Source organism: Mycolicibacterium duvalii, from assembly GCF_010726645.1.
Classification (GTDB): domain Bacteria; phylum Actinomycetota; class Actinomycetes; order Mycobacteriales; family Mycobacteriaceae; genus Mycobacterium; species Mycobacterium duvalii.
Window position 1 is genome coordinate 5,454,061 of the sequence record NZ_AP022563.1, and the last position, 17,363, is coordinate 5,471,423.

Sequence of the window (17,363 nt, forward strand, 5' to 3'; positions counted from 1 at the left end):
GAGTGCTAGCACCTCGGGTCGGAAATTCGAGCTGTCCGCAGCCCGGTCAGACCGGCCGGATCTGCGCGCCGCGCAGCCGTGCCCCGCAACGGTCGCAGACCAGCGCCGGGCTGAACTCGCGGCCGCATGCGCGGTGCGTCAGGATCACCGCGGCACCCTCCGGCGCCGGGAACCAGCGCTGAGCCCAGGACAGCGCGCACACCAGGATCGGGAAGAAACCGCGGCCCTTCGCGGTCAGCGCGTAGCGGCCGCCGGTGTTGGCGAGCACATCCTCGCCGCAGAACAGCGCCAGCCGGTCGGCGATGGTGCCGGGAGGCGCGCCGAGCTGGCTCTGGAAGTCGGTGAATCGGCCGACCCCGACGAAGGCCGCCACCAGCAACGCGAACGCCCACCGGTCGCCGATCACGCTCATCGTCTCGGGAAACAACGACGCGGCGTCGACCCTACGGCCGGCTGAGCGGCGGCGATTGGTCGCGGCCGGGATGGAGCGCTGCCATGATCCGCTCGGACCCCATTGTGCGACAACGCGTTCACCGCGGTCATCGGCGCCGGCGGGAGCGCCGCAGGACCGGCAGGTGACGGCAGGCGCGAACTCGGCGCCGCAGTCCAGGTGACACATCGCCGGCAGGGGTGGGCGGTGGTCGGGCACCCAGGTGCGCTCCCAGTGCCAGATCGAGGTCAGCACCGGCCACAGCGAGCGCCCCTGGGGGGTCAGCAGATACTCCGAGCGGGCCGGCTTGATCTGATACTCACGCCGCGTGAGCAGGCCCTCGGCGGCCATCGTCTGCAGGCGGTTGGTCAGCACCGCGTGGGACACCGGCAGCCCGGCGGCGAACTCGCCGTAGCGCGTCGACCCCAGCAATGCCTGCTGCACGATCAGCAGGGTCCATTCGTCGCCGAGCAGGCCGAGCATCTGCGCGACGGCGTTGGGGGCGGCGCCGGGCATCTACAGGCCGAGGGCCCCGGCAGCGGTGTCGGTCTCGCGCCAGCGAGGGAGCTCCGAGCCGGCCGCCCAGGTCGAGTGCGTTCCGCTGGAAATGCGCTCGGGCAGTGCGAGTGTGCACACCGGGCCGTCGCCGACCCGGGCGGCTTCGAACACCAGGCAGTAGGACGCATCGGTGTTCATGTCAGTGGTCAGGGTGACCAGATAGCCGTCGTCCTCGTCCCGCCCGCCCGTCCGCGGAGCCATGGCGGTCTCGCTGCCGAACACGCCGTCTCCGAACGAGAAGCCTTCCTCGGCGCCGGTGTGCAGATCATGGCGCACCAGACCGTTGAACAGGAACCAGCCCGGCTTGCCGGTCGCGGCGTAGGTGTAGCGGTAGGGCCGACCCGCATAGCCGGGATTGATCATGCCGAATTCGGTGATGCTGTCGGTCAATTGCTCTTCGCGGGTCTCGCCGGTGACCAGATTGAACCGCCAGCGGTGCAGTCGGGTCTGCATGCCGTCGAGCGACAGCCCGCGGAAGATCTGCTGCCATTTGGGCTTCATCCCGTTGTCGATGCCCTCGACGGGCTGGGGGTCGCCCTGGAAGAAGCCGTCGAGGACGATCTCGTCGCCGTCCTCGTAGGCGTTGGGGAAGTGCAGGACGTAGGTCGGGGCGGCTTCGAACCACCTGATCTGCGAGGTGTCGCCGCGGCGCGGGATGACCGCGAACCGCGACGGCGTGTCCGGGTGGAACCTGGGGAAGTGGATGTTGTGCTCGAGCAGCCCGAGGTCCCAGAACAGCGGAAAGTCGTTGAGGATCACGTAATTCTGCGTGAACGCCATGTCGTGGGGTAGTCGCGGTCCGGGCAGCGGGACGTCGACGTTGTGCACCACCTCTCCGGACGGGCTGACCACGCCGTAGCGCAGGTGCGGGGCCGTCTTGCTGTAGTTGAAGAACAGCAGCTCGCCGGTGTGGTCGTCGACCTTCGGATGCGCCGAGACGCCCCAGTCGGACGGGAACGTGCCGTTCCAGTCTTCTTTGCCGAGATCGGCTCCCGTGCACGGATCGAGACGGTATAGGTCACCGCACTGGTAGTGGCTGGTCAGCGCCACGCCGCGGTGGACGACGACGTCGGTGGAGGACGCATCCTTCATCAGGGTGCGCGCGCCCCAGCCGTAGTCGCGACGGGCCAGCTCGATGGGCTCGGCGATGCCCGGCCACAGCGGTCCGCCGGCCTCATTCTCTTCGAGAAACCCGTCAGTACGGACGAATCGATTGCGGTAGAACGCTTTACCGTCGCGGAATCCGACGATGTGCAGCATGCCGTCACCGTCGAACGGATGGTAGTACTTCAGCGCCGGGTGCAGAGGGTTCTCGGTGTTGCGCAGGTAGACGCCGTCGAGGTCGGCCGGCACCTGACCCGAGACGACGGTCAGGTCGTCGGCGTCCCATTCGGTGGTCTGCGGCCGCCACGGACCGGTCCGGTACGGGTGGTCGTCATCGTCGGGCAGCGTGGAGAGGAACTTGCCGACGATCTCGGAATGGGCGCGGACGGTCACGGGACGCTCCTGACGACGAAACTGACGGTGGTGGCGGTGCTTCCGCCGAAGTTGAGGGTGCCGAAGGTGTCCGCGCCGTCGACCTGGTAGTCGTCTGCGGTGCCGCTGACCTGGCGGGCGGCGTCGAGTAGCATCCTGACCCCCGACGCGCCCACCGGGTGGCCGCCGCCGATCAGCCCGCCGCTGGGGTTGATCGGGAGTCGGCCGCCGAGCTCGATGTCGCCGCCTTCGATGGCCTGCCACGACTGGCCGGGTGCGGTCATCCCGATGTGGTCGATGGCGAGATATTCGCTGGGGGTGAAGCAGTCGTGCACTTCGAATCCGTCGACGTCGTCGAGCGTGACCCGGGCGCGGCCGAACGCGTCCTGCACGGCGCCGCGCACATGCGGGAGCACATACGGATCGTCGGCGGAGCGCTCCAGCTTCTGCTGCAGGCCCAGACCGACGGTGCGGTGCCCCCAGCCGTCGATCCGCCCCAGCGGCCGGGCGCTCGGATGATCGCGCAGCCACTCGTCGGTCACCAGGACCACGCCGGCGCCGCCGTCGGTGATCTGGCTGCAGTCGAAGCGGCGCAGCCTCCCCTCGACCACCGGGTTGTTGACATCGTCGGCGGTCAGCGGGTCGGGTACCGCCCAGGTGCGGGTCTGCGCGCGCGGGTTGGCCCGGGCGTTGGCGAAGTTGACCGACGCGATCGCCCGCAGGTGGGACTCGTCGATGCCGTAGCGACGGTCGTACTCCGCGGCCACCGCGTCGAACATGAACGGCCACATGAACTTTGCCGTCGATCCTTCATGGCCGGCCCAGGCCGCCGCACCGAGAATCGACGCGGCGGTGTCGCCGGGGACCGTCTTCTCCAACTCGACGCCGAGCACGAGCGCGGTGCGGTAGGACCCCGAGCGCAGGTCGGCCATGGCCGCGAGCAGCGCGACACTGCCCGACGCACACGCCGCCTCATGACGGGTCGCCGGGGTGTCCCAGAGATCGTCGTTGACGGTGGCCGGCATGGCGCCGAGGTGACCCTGCTGGGCGAACAACTCACCGAACGCGTTGGCGACGTGGACGACCTCGATGTCGGCGGCGCCGATCCGCGAGGCGTCGAGGGTGGCGTCGACTGTCTGGGCGGTCAACTGCGCGAAGTCGACGCCTTCGCGGGTGAGATTGCACGCGAAGTCGCTCTGCCAGCCGCCGAGGATCCACACCGGTCCCATGTCCGGGACACTACTACAACTAACAGAGTGACCGGGCGAGGACGGCCCCGCCGGCTTCTGGTCTGAACCGACGAGACCTCGGCATGTGCGACGGTCGACCGGCGCGCGTGCCTGCGACGCTGCATTGCCCGGGATTGCCCGGCGCAAACCCTCTTGCGCGGTACGGTGCCCGGGATGGGATTCTGGGCTTCATGACCACCGAGACGCCGAACCACGATCTGGCCCGGCGAATGGCGGAGCTGGCGCGTACGGTCGCCAGCCCGCGCCGTGTCGACGACGTATTGTCCGACGTCACCGCGGAAGTGATGAACCTGATCCCGGGGGTGGCCGCTGCGGGGGTTCTCTTCGTGGGCAAAGAGGGCGGGTTCGAGTCGGTCGCGGGCACCTCAGAGCTGCCGCACCGGCTCGACGAGCTCCAGATGAAGTACCGCGAAGGTCCCTGTCTGGATGCGGCGACCCACGAGCTCGTCGTGCGTTCCGATGATTTCCGCACCGAGCAGCGCTGGCCGCACTACGCGCCGGCGGCCGTGGAGCTCGGCGTGCTCAGCGGCCTGTCGTTCAAGCTCTACACCAGCTCGCGCACGGCCGGAGCGCTGAACCTGTTCGCCACAGAGGCCGACGCCTTCGACGCCAACGCCGAGACGATCGGGACCATCCTCGCCGCGCACGCCGCCGCGGCGATCATGGCCAGCCGCACCACCGAGCAGCTGGAGTCCGCGCTGACCACCAGGGACCGCATCGGTCAGGCCAAGGGCATCATCATGGAGCGCTACAACATCACCGACGTGGCGGCGTTCGACATGCTGCGCCGTCTCTCCCAGGACGGCAACGTCAAGCTCGCCGAGGTAGCGCAACGCGTCATCGACACCCGGGGGGAGTAGGCGGGGCGGTCCGCCGACGCAATACACCTCACAAAGTGCCCCCGGCAGGATTCGAACCTGCGACACCGGCTTTAGGAGAGCCGTGCTCTATCCCCTGAGCTACGAGGGCATGACCGCTGGGAGCTTACCCGTCCGCGGCTGACTGCCCCACCACGGCAAAGTTATGGCAAAAATGTCAAAACTCGTGGCTCGGGCCGGTACCGTGCCGAAGGTGGAGCTGACTCTGCAACGTATCGGCGCCTGGTGCGGCAGCATCATGATCCTGCTCTACGGTGCGAGCTTTTCCGGTGTCGCGCAACTGTTTCCGCCGCTGTCGCCGGCATCGTCGGCAGACGAGATCGCGGCGTTCTTCGTCGACCACAAGCTGTGGATCCGCTTCGGCGTCTCCGGCGCGCTGCTCAGTGCCGCGCTGGCGCTGCCCTTTCTGGCTGCCATCGTTTTGCGGATCCGCCGCGTCGAGGGCGGCTGGGGGATGCTCGCGACGACCCAGCTGATGGCCGCGACGGTGTTCGTGCCGGCCCTGATCTTCCCGCAGTTCTTCCTCGGCGTGGCCGCGTTCCGGCCCGATCAGCGCTCCGCGGAGCTGACCCAGGCGCTCAACGACGTGTTCTGGCTGTGGTTCATCGGCATCGTCGGCACGATCATCGTGCAGAACGTCACCTTGGCGATCGCCGCGTTCGTCGACACCGCCGAGCCGCCGACCTTCCCGCGCTGGTACGGCTACCTCAACCTGTGGGTGGCCACGTTGTCGCTGCCCGGCTGCGTGGTGGTGGTGTTCAACGACGGGCCGCTGGCGTGGAACGGAGTGTTCGCCTTCTACATCCCGGGCCTGGTGCTGGTCATCTGGCTGTTCGCCACGACGGCGGTGCTGCTGAAGTCGATCAAGGCCGAGCAGGCCCAGCACGTATGACCGTCACCGCGCCCGCTGCGACGACTGCGCGACGCACCCCGGGCGAAGCCGGCACGTGGGTCTTTCTGTTCGGCGACATGCTGGTCTTCGGCGCGTTCTTCGTCACGTTCCTCGTGCAGCGCGCCGCGGCGCCGGAGGTGTTCGAGGCGGCCCGCGCCACCCTGCATCTCGGGGTCGGAGTGGCCAACACCCTGGTGCTGCTGACCAGCTCGCTGTTCGTCGTGCTGAGCATCTCGGCCCATCGCGCCGCGCTGCCGGCCGTGGCCACCCGCGCGGCGGTCGCGGCAATGGTCTGCGGTGGGGTCTTCGTCGCGCTGAAGGTTTCCGAGTACCTCGCGTTGGCCGGTGCCGGGCACGGGCCGGGAGCCAACGACTTCTACCTCTACTACTTCGTGCTGACCGGACTGCACCTTTTCCACGTGTGCCTCGGTCTGGGCGCGCTGGCGTTCCTGGCCGGCCAGACGCGCCGGGCCGAGCTCAGCCCGACCCGCACCGCATTGGTCGAGAGCGCCGCGTGCTTCTGGCATCTGGTCGACCTGCTGTGGATCGTGTTGTTCGCCCTGCTCTATCTGGTGAGTTGAGATGACCGCGCTTCGCCTGGTCGGCGCCCGTGTCGTCGTCACCTGGCTGCTGCTGGTGGGGGCCACCGTGGTGTCGTGGGCCGTCGGCGCCGACCACGGCACCGGGTCGGGCGCGGCGGTGCTGGTGCTGGCGATCGCCGCGGTCAAGATCCGCCTCGTCGGGCTGGATTTCATGGAGCTTCGTGGCGCTCCGCTGCCGCTGCGCGCCGCGTTCGAGTGCTACTGCGTCGGCATGTGGGCGCTGCTCGCGGCGCTCTACCTCTGGCTATGACGACCGCAGGAGCTCGATGACCTTGCCGAACGCCTCCGCGTGGCGCATCTGCACGATGAAATAGCTGACGCCGTAGGCGTCCCGATAGCCGCGAATGCGCGCGGCGATTTCGTCGACCGAGCCTGACAGCACACCCGGATGACGCAGCAGCTCCTCATCGGACAGACCGGGCAGCGAGATCCGCGGAATCGTCAGATCGGGGTGGCCGGAACCGTCGGTCGGCATCGCGGTGATCGCGAGGTTCAGCTCGAGCTCGCCGAACCGGTCACCGGCGGCGTCCCGAACGAAGGCTATCCGGTCGGCCAGCGGATCCTCGTCGGCGCTCGCGGCCCGATCTCCGCCGGTCAGGCCGATGATGTCGGCCTGGCGCGCCGCGATCCGCAGCACCCGGTCACCGTTGCCGGCGATCATGATCGGGACGTCGGGCAGGTGCTCGGCCAGGTACTGCGTGGTCAGCTTCAGGTGGTCGACCCGCTCACCGGCGCTGGGATAGCGCAACCCGGCGGCGTCGAACTCCTCCTTGACGTAACCGGTACCCAGCCCCAGCTCGAACCGTCCCTCGCTGAGCTCGTGCAGCGCTGCGACATCGCGCGTCAGCAGCGCGGGCCGATAGAACGCGGAGTTGATGACGAAGGTGCCCACCCGCAGCGTCGACGTCGCCATCGCGACGGCGGTCATCACCGGAAACGGTGCCGGACCGCCCAGATGGTCGGGGACATGAAGGACGTCGAAGCCGAGGTCCTGGGCCCGCAGCGCGGCCTCGGTGAGCCGGTCCCGGGAACCGACCCGCGTGACGCCTACACCGAAGCGGAATTCCGTTGCCACATCGTGATCGTAGGCACAGGTTTGAACCGGAATCGGCAGGGGCATATACGCAATCGACCTTCATCGCTCGAAGACTCAGAGACTTCCCTCCCCCCGATCCGGCCCGTCGTCGAAATATCCGACGGGCCGGATCAATATTTGGACTATGACCACTACACCCACGTTCGGCGTCGAAGAGGAGTTCCTGCTCGTCGACCCCGCTTCCGGCGCCCCGGTTCCCTACAACCGGGCCGTCGCCGACCGCGCCGCCGACGCCGGGGTCGACCTGCAACTGGAGTTGACCAGCTGCCAGGTCGAGACCACCAGCGACGTCGTCGACAACACCGCCGACCTGCGTGCGGAGCTGCTTCGGCTGCGCCGCGTGGCGGCCACGGCCGCGCAGCAGGCCGGGGCGCAGTTGCTCGCCGCGGCGCTGCCGCCGACTCTGCCCCGCGCCTTCCCGGTCACCGACACGCCGCGCTATCGCGACATCGGGGAGCGGTTCGGCATGATTGCCCACGAGCAGGGCATCTGCGGCTGCCACGTGCATGTGGCGGTGCCCGACCGCGAGGCGGCGATCCAGGTCAGCAACAGGTTGCGACCGTGGTTGCCGCTGCTGCTGGCGCTGACGGCGAACTCCGCGATCTACCGCAACTCCGACACCGGGCATGCCAGCTGGCGCAGTGTGCTGTGGGGACGCTGGCCCAGCGCCGGTCCGCCGCCGCACTTCGACTCGGCCGACGAGTACGACGCCGCGGTGGCGCTGCTGGTGAGGACCGGAGCCATGCGCGACGACGGCATGGTCTATTGGGATGTGCGCCCCTCGGCGAACTTCCCGACCGTGGAAGTCCGGGTCGCCGACGTCCCGGCGACGGTCGCCGAAACCGTGCTGTTCGCCGCGGTGGTCCGCGGCTGCGTGCTGACCGCGCTCGACGACGAGCGCCGCGGCGAGCCGATGCAGCCGCTGGCGCCCTACGCGCTCAAAGCCGCCTACTGGAAAGCTGCCCGCGACGGTCTCGACGGCGACGGGGTGGATCTGGAGAACCACGCGGCGGCACCCATGACAGAACTACTCGACCGGCTGGTCGCGCGCATCCGGCCGGCGCTGGAAGACGTCGGCGACTACGACTTCGTGGTGTCCGGTCTCGCCGACGTCGCCGCCCGCGGCAACGGGGCCACACGCCAGCGGCGGGCATGGGCGCGTCGCCACGACGTCGGTGACGTGCTGGCCGACATGGCGACCGCGACCCTGGAGGGCTGCTAGGTCAGCGGCAGCTCGGCGAAGGCCGGGGTGGTCGGCCGGGTGGAACCGCCTGCGGGTTCGATGGTGAACGCCAGTGCGCGTGACGACCCCAGATCCGGCAACACCGCGGTGGTCGACGGCGCGACCGCTTCGGCGTCCATGGTTCCCGCCGAGTGCGACCCGTCGGAGTCGACCAGCCACATCTGATAGACGGTCCCCGGCTGCGGTGGTGACACGTTGTTCATCACCAGCACCCCGGAGTCCCGCTCCCGGGAGAACACCACCGTGGCGGTGCCGCCGCCGGGAATCTGCCCGGACACGGTGCGCACGTCGGGGGCGGCGAAGACCTGTTCGGCCGTGGAGGGGCCTTCGGCGGGCCGCAGCGCATAGCCGACCCCGAGCGCGCCCAGCCCGATGGTGACCGCCGCCGCGGCGCCCAGCACGGTGGCCGCCCGGCGCCGGGACCGCTGTTGGGTCGGCAAGGTGCGGACCGGGTCGTCGGCGATCTGCCGCAACACCGCATCGCGCAGATGCGTCGGCGGTTCCACCGCGGTCGCGGTGGCCAGTGCGGCCATCGTCTCGCGGACTGCACGCACCTCGGTCAGGAACTCTTCGGCGACGCCGGCATCTGAGCTGCGAAGCTCCCGGTCGACGTCGGCCATCTCGGCGGCGCTCAGCGCGTGCAGCGCGTAGGGCGTCGCCAGGGACATCAAGTCATTTTGTGGGCTGGTCATGCCACCCCCAAACATCTGCGGAGTCCGCGGATCGCGTCGCGCATCCGCGATTTGACGGTAGCGAGGTTGGCCGAAAGTCGTTCCGAGACCTGCGAGTACGTCAGACCGCCGTAATAGGCGAGCTCGATGCATTCGCGTTGGGTCTCGGTCAACGACCCCAGGCAGTCGGCGACGCGGCGCCGCTCGTCGTCGAGGATCACCTCATCGGCGACGTGATCGGTCGGGGTCTCGACCGTGCTGGCGCCGTAACGGGACTCCCGGGTGGTGGCCGCCTGCTCGGAGCGCACCCGGTCCACCGCGCGGCGGTGTGCCAGTGTGAGCAACCAGGCCAGCGGCGACCCGGCCTGCGGGTCGTAGTTCGCGGCGTTGCGCCAGACCTGCAGGTAGACGTCCTGAGTGGTTTCCTCGCTGTAGCCGGGATCGCGCAGCACGCGGGTGACCAGACCGTAGACCCGCGATCGGGTCTGGTCATAGAACGCGGCGAACGCTTCGGCGTCGCGGTGCGCCACTTGGCGCAACAGCGCGTCGAGTTCGGCGGTCACGAGCCGTAGCCTAGCGTCCGCCACCAGGAGCGATACCGTCACGGTGATCGTGTCTCCTGGCGGTCGCGCGCCATGATCGGTCCGACGGGGCACTCCCGACGGGTGCTGAGCTGGTGTCGCGGCGTGCTTGCGGCGGTCGTGACCCGTCGGTCGCCGGCGCGGTCGGGCACCAGCGGGACCCGGCGCAGCCACAGCAGCGCGGCCTGCACCCGCATGCTCAGCACGTTCATCAGCGGCGCCAGCGGCGCTGTCACCTGCAGCGCCAGAATCTGGCGGATACCGGCCGCGCGTCGCGTCCCGCGCATCGTCGCCACGAACGCGGGCTGGTGCTCGCGGTGCAGCGAGATCGTGACGTCGAGGGTGTCGTCGGGCTGGGGCGCACGCACCAGGTAGTGCCCGTCGGTGCCGGAGAACGCCGACGCGCGGAACCTCTTGTCCACCATGACGGCGTGGTCATCGGCCGGCGGTAGCAGGTAGGCGTGCCGGTCACCGCTGAGGTTGTGCACCTCGGCGATGACGCACTGCAGCACGCCGTGGACGTCGTGGCACCAGTACAGGGTCAGCGGGTTGAACACGTGGCCGAGCACCCGGGCGTGCATCAACGCGGTGACGGTGCCGCCGCCGAGGTCGATTCCCTTCCCGGCCAGGTACGCGTCGACGCGGCCGCGCAGGGTGTCGTCGGCTGCCGGCCACAGATGGTCGCGGGCGTCGAAGACGGCGAAAGGCCGCAGCCAGCGGGGTAGGCGGGGCAACGCATCAACGTCGACGAACCAGCTGTAGCTGCGGTGTTCGAAGTAGTGGTGGACGGGCGCGCGACGCAGATGGGTGATGCGCGTGCGGTACAGGGCCGCACTGCCGCGGTTCCCGCCTCGGTAGTCGGGTCTCACATCCTGTATTCGGAGCCGACACCGGAGTGGATGCGTCAGCTACTCCCAGAGGCGCGCGGCCCGCGCCAGTCCCTGGACCAGGGCCGAGGTAGCCGGTGTCAGACCGTCGTCGCTGGGCAGTCCGCTGCGGGGGCTGGTGCCGCGAACCCGGGCCGACAGTTCCAGTTGCGCGCCGCCGCCCCGGGTGCGGTTGACCGGGTTGTCCGGGTGCAGTCCGCGCAATTCCTGGGGAATCGACTCGAGGTCGGTGACGACCCGGTAGCCGGGGATCGCGAGGTGTCGGGCGACGTGACCGGCCAGCGCGCGGCTACGGCCGCCGGCCAGGAGCTGCGTGCTGCGGCCCCACCGGCCGTAGCCGTGCAGCGAGACCACCACCTCCACGTGATCGAGGAACTCGGCCAGCCGCGCCGAGTGCGCGGGGTCGTACCTCGCCGAGGGCAGGTGGTGCGGATAGTGGTCGGGGTGGCGCACCACGTACAGCGACGCGTCCGCCGCGTCGGCGGCTCGTTCGGCGATGACGTCGGTCATCTGCTCCAGGCCGCCGCCGTGGATGGCCAGGAACCCGAACCGGGATCGCAGCACCGACTCCTCGGTCACGGCGGTATCGGCGAGTAGCTCCGAGAGTGACCGTGGCGCCGGCGAATCGGTGTGCTGCGGGCGTTGCGGCCAATGCCGCGGGTCCCACCGCTCCAGAAAGTCGATCCACCGGCCGGGCAGGTCGTGATGGCGTGCCCCGGCGAGAACGCGGTCCAGGTACCCCGGTCGCGGCGGGCCCGGCTCGACGCGATGGTCGATGTAGACCCACGCCGACGCGTCGCCGGCGCCGGTGCGCACCGTCATCCGGTCACGGCGGTACCGCGCCGGCACGCCCTCGGCGCTGTCCAGGGTGGCCAGATCTCGGTCGGAGAGTTGCCAGATCACGCCGTGGACTTCGCCGCCGGAGAACGGTTCCACGGTGGCCACGCCGCGCTCATTGATCAGCCAGTCGTGGTCGGTCAGCAGCGCCGGCACCGGATCGGTCGCGTCCGGGCAGCGCTGCGCCATCTGCTGCACGCACAGGTTCGACCCGTACGCGAAGTAGCTGTGCCGCCCGGCCATTCAGCCCGTCAGCGTCAGATAGATCAACACCACGTTCAGTAGCGTAATGAGTCCCGCGACCAGCCAGCCCAGCGCCGTGGTCACGCGCCGGTTGACGTCGCCGCCCATCAGTGCGGCGTCGCTGGTCAACCGGATCAACGGGATCAACGCGAACGGGATCCCGAATGACAAGACGACCTGCGACAACACCAGCGCGCGGCTGGGGTCCACACCGACGGCCAGGATGAGCAGCGCGGGCAGCAGCGTGATCAGCCGACGCGTCAACAGCGGAACAGACCGACGCAGCAGACCCTGCATGATCATCGCGCCCGCGTACGCCCCCACCGACGACGACGCCAGGCCCGAGGCCAGCAGCCCGATCGCGAACAGCAGGGCGACGGTCGGGCCGAGCGCGTTCTGCACCGCGGCGTGCGCGCCTTCGATCGAGTCGGTGTCCTCCACGCCCTGCAGATTCGTCGCGGCGACCAGCAGCATCGACAGGTTCACCGCGCCGGCGATGAGCATCGCGACGCCGACGTCCCAACGGGTGATGCGAAGCAGCCGCGCGCGCACCGGACCGGGCTCCGGCTGTCCGTGCCGGTCGCGGGCCAGTCCGGAGTGCAGATAAACGGCGTGCGGCATCACCGTGGCGCCGAGCATCGCCGCGGCGAGCAGGACGCTCTCGGCACCGTCGAAGCGGGGGATCAGGCCTTCGGCGGCGTCGGCCACCGGCGGCGGGGCGGCGAACAAGCTGGTCAGAAATCCGATCGCGATGATCGCCAGCAGACCCGTGATGACCCGTTCGAACGTGGTCTGGCCGCGCCGGTCCTTGATCATCAGCAGCACCAGCGACACCGCCCCGGTGATCACGCCGCCCACCAGCAGGGGCAGGTCGAACAACAGGTACAGCGCGATCGCCCCGCCGACGATCTCGGCGAGGTCGGTGGCCATGGCGACCAATTCGGCCTGCACCCAGTAACCGAGCCGGGTGGGTCGGCCCATCCGGGCGCCCACGGCTTCGGGCAGCGACCGCCCGGTGACCAGACCCAGCTTCGCCGACAGATATTGCACCAGGTAGGCCATCAGGTTCGCCGCGACGATCACCCAGACCAGCAGGAAGCCGAACTGAGCACCGGCGCTGACGTTGGCGGCGACGTTTCCGGGGTCGACGTAGGCGATGGCGGCGACGAAGGCAGGTCCGAGCAGGATCCAGCCGGGCCGCTTCTGCGTATCGGCGTACTGAGCCACCGAGCCCCTCTTCAATCCGGTTTATCGAACAGAAAAGTTAGGCTAGTCGAAACTATTGGTCGGGTGCTACCTGTCCTCGGGAAGTCACCAGCCGATGCCGTACGGACCGACCAGTGGCCACATTCCGACGCCGGTCCATCCGCCGTAGTTCCACGGCGGGGGCGTGGTGGTGAGCTGCGTGCTGCCCTTGGTCTGGCAGAAGGTGACGTTCGGCCCGGCGCCGGTGCAATCGGGAGCCGCGGACGACGCCGGGGCCGTGGCCAGCGCGACGGACGCGCCGGCGATCAACGCAAGACCGACGCGTTCGAGGGTGCGCACGGGATCAGAGGATGAACATCCCGTAGTCCCACGGGAACATGCCGCCCATGGGACCGGGGGCGTAGACACTCGGGCGCGAGTCGATCTGGACGTTGCCGGGCGATTCGCAGACCGTCGTGGAGCCGCCCTCCATGCCACCACCCTGACCGGTCTCGGTGCAGCTGGGCTGCGCCAGCGCGGCCGGGGCAGCGGCGATGGCGGCGGCGGCGCCGCCGGCGACGAGAAGTGCAGCGAGTGAACTCAGGCGAGCCTTCATCAAAGGGTTCCTTCCAGGGAGTTTCGCTTAGCAGCGTACAAGCCTTTGCCGGTTATGGGAGGCAAGTCGGCGGCCGTGACAATCCCGGCGGGAGCATCGATGACGGCGGGGATCGCGTTGACCACGCGCGCGGCGGTGGCAACCAGACCGGCGTGATTGTGATCGCCGTTGGGGCTGCTCAGGCACAGATCCAGGGCGTAAGAGGGTTCTCCGGTGATCTCGATGCGGTAGGAGCCGCCGTGCTGGGCGGGCTGCGGCCAGTCCGGGCACAGATCGTCCCGCAGACGGGTGACATGCTCGAGCGCCACGGCCACCGCGCCGTCCTTCATGCCGCGCACCTCGAATCTCATTGCCGCGGTGGTGCCTTCGCCGATCTGTCCAGCTGCGATGTCGAAGTCCTCGGGCGCGGGCACGCGTTCGTGGACCTCGGTGACCTCGTCGAGTTCGATGCCCAGGCCCGCAGCCAACTGCCGCACCACCGAACCCCACGCCAGGCTCAGCACGCCCGGCTGCAACAGCATCGGGGTCTCGTCGAGGCTGCCACCGAACCCCATGACGTCGAACATCACCGTGGCACTGTCATAGGTGTCGTAGTTGATGATCTCCATGCACCGGATCTGCTGGATGCTCTGACACGTGCCGGCCAGCGCCATGGGCAGCAGGTCGTTGGCGAAGCCGGGATCGATGCCGTTGACGAACACACTCGCGTTGCCGTCGGCTGCGGCTTGTTCGATGGGGCTGACCATCTCGTCGGGCAGCACCTTCCACGGATACTGCAGAAACACCGCGCTGCTGCCCACCACATTGATGCCGGCCGCGAGGATACGGCGATAGTCCTCGAGGGCCTCGGGCAGCCGGTTGTCGGCCATCGCGGTGTACACCACGCATTCCGGCCCGCTGGCCAAGACGGCGTCGAGGTCCGACGTCGCCGTGATGCCCGTCGAAACATCCAGTCCGGCAAGCTCGCCGGCGTCCTTGCCGACCTTGGACTCCGAGGACACCCATACCGCGGTGAGCTCGAAGCGGGGGTCGTTGATCAGCTGGGTCAGCGCGTGCCGGCCGACGTTTCCGGTGCCGACGGCGGCGACTTTGATTGCCATGCTTGGTTTTTCCTTTATACGTCGGGGATGGGCATATCGAGGTTGGGAAAGGTCAGACCACCGTCGACCTCGAGGGTCTTGCCGGTCAGGTAGCTGCCGGCCGGTGACGCCAGGTACACCGCTGCGGCGGCGATGTCGGCCGGGTCGCCGAGCCGGCGCAGCGGCGTGGCCTGCTCCATGGGCGTGCGGAGTTCGTCGTTGCTGGCCACGATGTCGAGCGCGGAGGTCAGGATCGACCCCGGCGCGATGGCGTTGACCCGGATCCGTGGCGCCAGGTCGAGTGCGGACAGCCGCGTGTAGTGGGCCAGTGCGGCCTTGGCGGTGCCGTAGGCGGCGAACCCTCGTCCGGCCAGCCGCCCCATCGTCGAGGTGACGTTGATGATGCTGCCACCGCCGGCGTGCTCGAGCATCAGCGGCACCGCAGCGACAGTCAGCGCATGCGCGGTGGCGACGTTGAACGCGAACGCGTCGCGCAGATCCTTGACCGAGGTGTTCAGCAGTGCGTTCGGCATGCTGCCGCCGACGTTGTTCACGACGATGTCTAGTCTGCCGAAGGCATCGACGGCCGCGGCGGCCAGCGTGGCGGTGTCCTCGGCGTGGGCAAGGTCGGCGGCGACGATGTGGGCGCGTCGGCCCGCGGCTTGGACCTGCCCGGCGACGTCCTCGAGTTGGGACCTGGTGCGAGCGGCAATCAGCACGTCAGCACCGGCTTCGGCGAACGCCACGGCCATCGCCGCGCCCAGGCCGCGGCCGGCGCCGGTCACCACCGCCACCTGATCGTCGAGTCGGAACCGATCCAGAATCACATTCGCCTCCCGTTGTTCACAGCGCGTCACGCTAGCAAGGGAGTCGGGCCGATGTGACGGGTTTCTGGAACACGTTCTAATTGGCCTTGTGGCGGCCGGGCGTCAGCTCTTCTTGGCGGCAGCCTTCTTCGCGGGCGCTTTCTTGGCGGCTTTCTTGGCCGGAGCCTTCTTGGCCGCCTTCTTCGCCGGGGCCTTCTTGGCGGGCTTGTCGTCGTCGGAGTCGCCCTTCGAGGAGCCTCGCGAGGACCCCTGCTCCTTGCGGGCCTTCACGCTGGCCTCGAGCCTGGCCAGCAGATCGGAGACGTCCTCGGTCTCGTCGAGCTCCTGCGGTTGCTCCTCTGTGGTGAACGCTTCGCCACCTTCGAGTTTCGCCGTGATGAGCTCACGAAGCTGTTCCTGGTAGTCGTCGTGGTACCGGTCCGGGTTGAAGTCGTCGGTCATCGCATCGACCACCTGGCCGGCCATTTTCAGCTCGGCCGGCTTGACGTCGACCTCTTTGTCCAGGACGGGGAAGTCGGGGTCGCGGATCTCGTCGGGCCACAGCAGGGTGTGGATCATCATCACGTCGCGCTTGCTGAAATCCTTGACGCGCAGGGCCGCAAGCCGGGTCTTGTTGCGCAGAGCGAAGTTGACGATGGCGACCCGGTCGGTCTCCATCAGGGTCTTGGCCAGCAGAACGTAGGACTTGGTCGACTTGCCTTCGGGTTCAAGGAAATAAGAACGGTCATACATCATCGGGTCGATGTCGGTGGCCGGCACGAACTCGAGCACCTCGATCTCCCGGCTGCGCTCCTCGGGCAACGTCGAGATGTCGTCGTCGGTGATGATCACCGTCTGGCCGTCATCGGACTCGTAGGCCTTGGCGATGTCGCGGTACTCGACGACCTCGCCGCACACCTCGCAGACCCGCTTGTACCGGATCCGGCCGTTGTCCTTCTCATGGACCTGGTGGAACTTGATGTCGTGGTCCTCGGTGGCGCTGTACACCTTGACCGGGACGTTCACCAGGCCGAACGCGATGGAGCCCTTCCAGATGGACCGCATCAGCCCAGTATGTCCGATCCGGCGGCCTCGTCGAGGCTGACACGGTCGGGCAGGTCGGCGCCGGCGCGCATCACCGTCAGCGCCGAAGCCACCGTCGCCGCGCGCACGGCCGTCGTCAGATCCGCTGTACCGATCGCCGCGAGACGGTCGCGGCGCTGTGCGCCGAGCAGGTCCATCGACCAGAGCGCGTCGATCAAGCCGGTCATGAACGCGTCTCCCGCACCCACGGTGTCCACCACGTCGACATCTCCGGCAGGTACCCGCACCGACCCGTCGGCACACACACCCAGCGCGCCGTCCGCGCCCAACGTCACCACGACAATCGACACCCCCAGCGCGAGCCACGCGGCGGCCGTCTGCTCGGGGGTGCGCGTCGGGTCCAGCCAGTGCAGATCCTCGCTGCTGACCTTCACCACATCGGCCTTCTCGAGAAGTCGGTCGATGCGCGAGCGTGCCGCGTCCGGGTCGGTGACCAGGGCCGGGCGGATGTTCGGGTCGAAGGTGACCGTCGCAGAGACGTGATAGGTGTCGACCAACGCCTTGGCCGCGAGGCATCCCGGTTCCAGCACGGCCGCGATCGAGCCGGTGTGGACCACCAGCGGCGGCGGCACCTCCGGGATTCCGCTGAGCTGCCACTCGATGTCGAACGTGTAGGTGGCCGACCCCGACGCGTCCAGTTGCGCGCGCGCCGTCGCCGTTCTGGAGGCGCTCATGCTGCCCGAAACCAGTTGCGCACCCGAGGTTTCGATGTAGTCGGCGATGCGCCGGCCGCGCTCGTCGGCACCGATGTGGGTCAGGAAGTCGACCTCGCGTCCGAGCCGGGCCAGGCCGACGGCCACATTCAACGGGCTGCCGCCGACATGCTCACGGGTCGGCTGCCCATCGCGTTCGACGATGTCGATGAGCGCTTCGCCGATGACCAGTGCCCGCACCGTGTCGACGCTACCCCTGCGCAGTGGGTAATACCG

Annotated in this window: 20 protein-coding genes and 1 tRNA gene; 5 read left to right on the forward strand and 16 right to left on the reverse strand. The window is 68.8% G+C overall.

Annotation, left to right across the window (positions count from 1 at the left end):
• Positions 1-46 precede the first annotated feature (46 nt).
• The 3 genes from G6N31_RS25910 to G6N31_RS25920 are packed head-to-tail and all read right to left on the reverse strand — an operon-like array spanning position 47 to position 3,693.
• Positions 47-946: a winged helix-turn-helix transcriptional regulator gene (locus G6N31_RS25910; protein ID WP_234815160.1), complete on the reverse strand. Its 900-nt coding sequence runs from the start codon at positions 944-946 to the stop codon at positions 47-49.
• Positions 947-2,485 carry a carotenoid oxygenase family protein gene (locus G6N31_RS25915; RefSeq protein WP_098001559.1) on the reverse strand — a complete coding sequence of 513 codons (1,539 nt, stop codon included), beginning with the start codon at positions 2,483-2,485 and terminating at the stop codon, positions 947-949.
• Entirely contained in the window at positions 2,482-3,693 is a 1,212-nt protein-coding gene (locus G6N31_RS25920; protein ID WP_098001557.1) for an acetyl-CoA acetyltransferase, read from the reverse strand. Before G6N31_RS25920 ends, G6N31_RS25915 begins: the two co-directional genes overlap by 4 nt.
• 191 nt (positions 3,694-3,884) lie before the next feature.
• Here G6N31_RS25920 and G6N31_RS25925 point away from each other — a divergent pair, with 191 nt between their 5' ends.
• Complete coding sequence (locus G6N31_RS25925; RefSeq protein ID WP_098001555.1) at positions 3,885-4,574, forward strand: GAF and ANTAR domain-containing protein; 690 nt, start codon at positions 3,885-3,887, stop codon at positions 4,572-4,574.
• Between the two features lie 36 nt (positions 4,575-4,610).
• Here the strand turns inward: G6N31_RS25925 and G6N31_RS25930 are convergent.
• Positions 4,611-4,683, reverse strand: a tRNA-Arg gene (locus tag G6N31_RS25930).
• 147 nt (positions 4,684-4,830) lie between these two features.
• Between G6N31_RS25930 and G6N31_RS25935 the strand changes: the two genes are divergently transcribed.
• The 3 genes from G6N31_RS25935 to G6N31_RS25945 are packed head-to-tail and all read left to right on the forward strand — an operon-like array spanning position 4,831 to position 6,336.
• Positions 4,831-5,484 carry a hypothetical protein gene (locus G6N31_RS25935; protein WP_165776220.1) on the forward strand — a complete coding sequence of 218 codons (654 nt, stop codon included), beginning with the start codon at positions 4,831-4,833 and terminating at the stop codon, positions 5,482-5,484.
• On the forward strand, positions 5,481-6,065 hold the full coding sequence (locus tag G6N31_RS25940) for a cytochrome c oxidase subunit 3 (protein WP_098001551.1): 585 nt from the start codon (positions 5,481-5,483) through the stop codon (positions 6,063-6,065). The genes G6N31_RS25935 and G6N31_RS25940 overlap by 4 nt, the downstream gene beginning before the upstream one ends.
• A 1-nt stretch (position 6,066) precedes the next feature.
• Entirely contained in the window at positions 6,067-6,336 is a 270-nt protein-coding gene (locus G6N31_RS25945; protein WP_098001550.1) for a cytochrome C oxidase subunit IV family protein, read from the forward strand.
• Here the strand turns inward: G6N31_RS25945 and G6N31_RS25950 are convergent.
• Positions 6,331-7,161: an LLM class F420-dependent oxidoreductase gene (locus tag G6N31_RS25950; protein ID WP_098001826.1), complete on the reverse strand. Its 831-nt coding sequence runs from the start codon at positions 7,159-7,161 to the stop codon at positions 6,331-6,333. The genes G6N31_RS25945 and G6N31_RS25950 overlap by 6 nt on opposite strands.
• 145 nt (positions 7,162-7,306) lie before the next feature.
• On the opposite strand from G6N31_RS25950, the gene G6N31_RS25955 reads away from it, so the two are divergent.
• Positions 7,307-8,404 (forward strand): glutamate--cysteine ligase, encoded by a 1,098-nt coding sequence (locus tag G6N31_RS25955; protein WP_098001547.1) that lies wholly within the window; start codon positions 7,307-7,309, stop codon positions 8,402-8,404.
• Here the strand turns inward: G6N31_RS25955 and G6N31_RS25960 are convergent.
• The 11 genes from G6N31_RS25960 to G6N31_RS26010 all read right to left on the reverse strand — a co-directional run bounded on the left by G6N31_RS25960 (position 8,401) and on the right by G6N31_RS26010 (position 17,327).
• Positions 8,401-9,117, reverse strand: a complete 717-nt coding sequence (locus G6N31_RS25960) for an anti-sigma factor (protein ID WP_098001545.1) — start codon at positions 9,115-9,117, stop codon at positions 8,401-8,403. The two genes, G6N31_RS25955 and G6N31_RS25960, sit on opposite strands and share 4 nt — an antisense overlap.
• The gene (locus tag G6N31_RS25965; protein ID WP_098001825.1) at positions 9,114-9,683 is read right to left on the reverse strand and encodes a sigma-70 family RNA polymerase sigma factor; all 570 of its coding nucleotides are present in this window, start codon (positions 9,681-9,683) and stop codon (positions 9,114-9,116) included. The genes G6N31_RS25960 and G6N31_RS25965 overlap by 4 nt, the downstream gene beginning before the upstream one ends.
• 14 nt (positions 9,684-9,697) lie before the next feature.
• Positions 9,698-10,555 (reverse strand): DUF1365 domain-containing protein, encoded by an 858-nt coding sequence (locus G6N31_RS25970; protein ID WP_420090159.1) that lies wholly within the window; start codon positions 10,553-10,555, stop codon positions 9,698-9,700.
• 30 nt (positions 10,556-10,585) lie between these two features.
• Positions 10,586-11,644, reverse strand: a complete 1,059-nt coding sequence (locus tag G6N31_RS25975) for a poly-gamma-glutamate hydrolase family protein (protein ID WP_098001541.1) — start codon at positions 11,642-11,644, stop codon at positions 10,586-10,588.
• Positions 11,645-12,871 carry an Nramp family divalent metal transporter gene (locus tag G6N31_RS25980; protein ID WP_098001539.1) on the reverse strand — a complete coding sequence of 409 codons (1,227 nt, stop codon included), beginning with the start codon at positions 12,869-12,871 and terminating at the stop codon, positions 11,645-11,647.
• Between the two features lie 84 nt (positions 12,872-12,955).
• Positions 12,956-13,189, reverse strand: a complete 234-nt coding sequence (locus G6N31_RS25985; protein ID WP_098001537.1) for a hypothetical protein — start codon at positions 13,187-13,189, stop codon at positions 12,956-12,958.
• 4 nt (positions 13,190-13,193) lie between these two features.
• Positions 13,194-13,445: a hypothetical protein gene (locus G6N31_RS25990; RefSeq protein WP_098001535.1), complete on the reverse strand. Its 252-nt coding sequence runs from the start codon at positions 13,443-13,445 to the stop codon at positions 13,194-13,196.
• Positions 13,445-14,545, reverse strand: a complete 1,101-nt coding sequence (locus tag G6N31_RS25995) for an NAD(P)H-dependent amine dehydrogenase family protein (protein WP_098001533.1) — start codon at positions 14,543-14,545, stop codon at positions 13,445-13,447. Before G6N31_RS25995 ends, G6N31_RS25990 begins: the two co-directional genes overlap by 1 nt.
• 14 nt (positions 14,546-14,559) lie before the next feature.
• Positions 14,560-15,351 (reverse strand): SDR family oxidoreductase, encoded by a 792-nt coding sequence (locus G6N31_RS26000; protein ID WP_098001824.1) that lies wholly within the window; start codon positions 15,349-15,351, stop codon positions 14,560-14,562.
• 102 nt (positions 15,352-15,453) lie between these two features.
• Positions 15,454-16,395 carry a non-homologous end joining protein Ku gene (ku, locus tag G6N31_RS26005; protein WP_098001531.1) on the reverse strand — a complete coding sequence of 314 codons (942 nt, stop codon included), beginning with the start codon at positions 16,393-16,395 and terminating at the stop codon, positions 15,454-15,456.
• Positions 16,395-17,327: a carbohydrate kinase family protein gene (locus tag G6N31_RS26010; RefSeq protein WP_098001529.1), complete on the reverse strand. Its 933-nt coding sequence runs from the start codon at positions 17,325-17,327 to the stop codon at positions 16,395-16,397. Before G6N31_RS26010 ends, ku begins: the two co-directional genes overlap by 1 nt.
• Between the last annotated feature and the right edge of the window lie 36 nt (positions 17,328-17,363).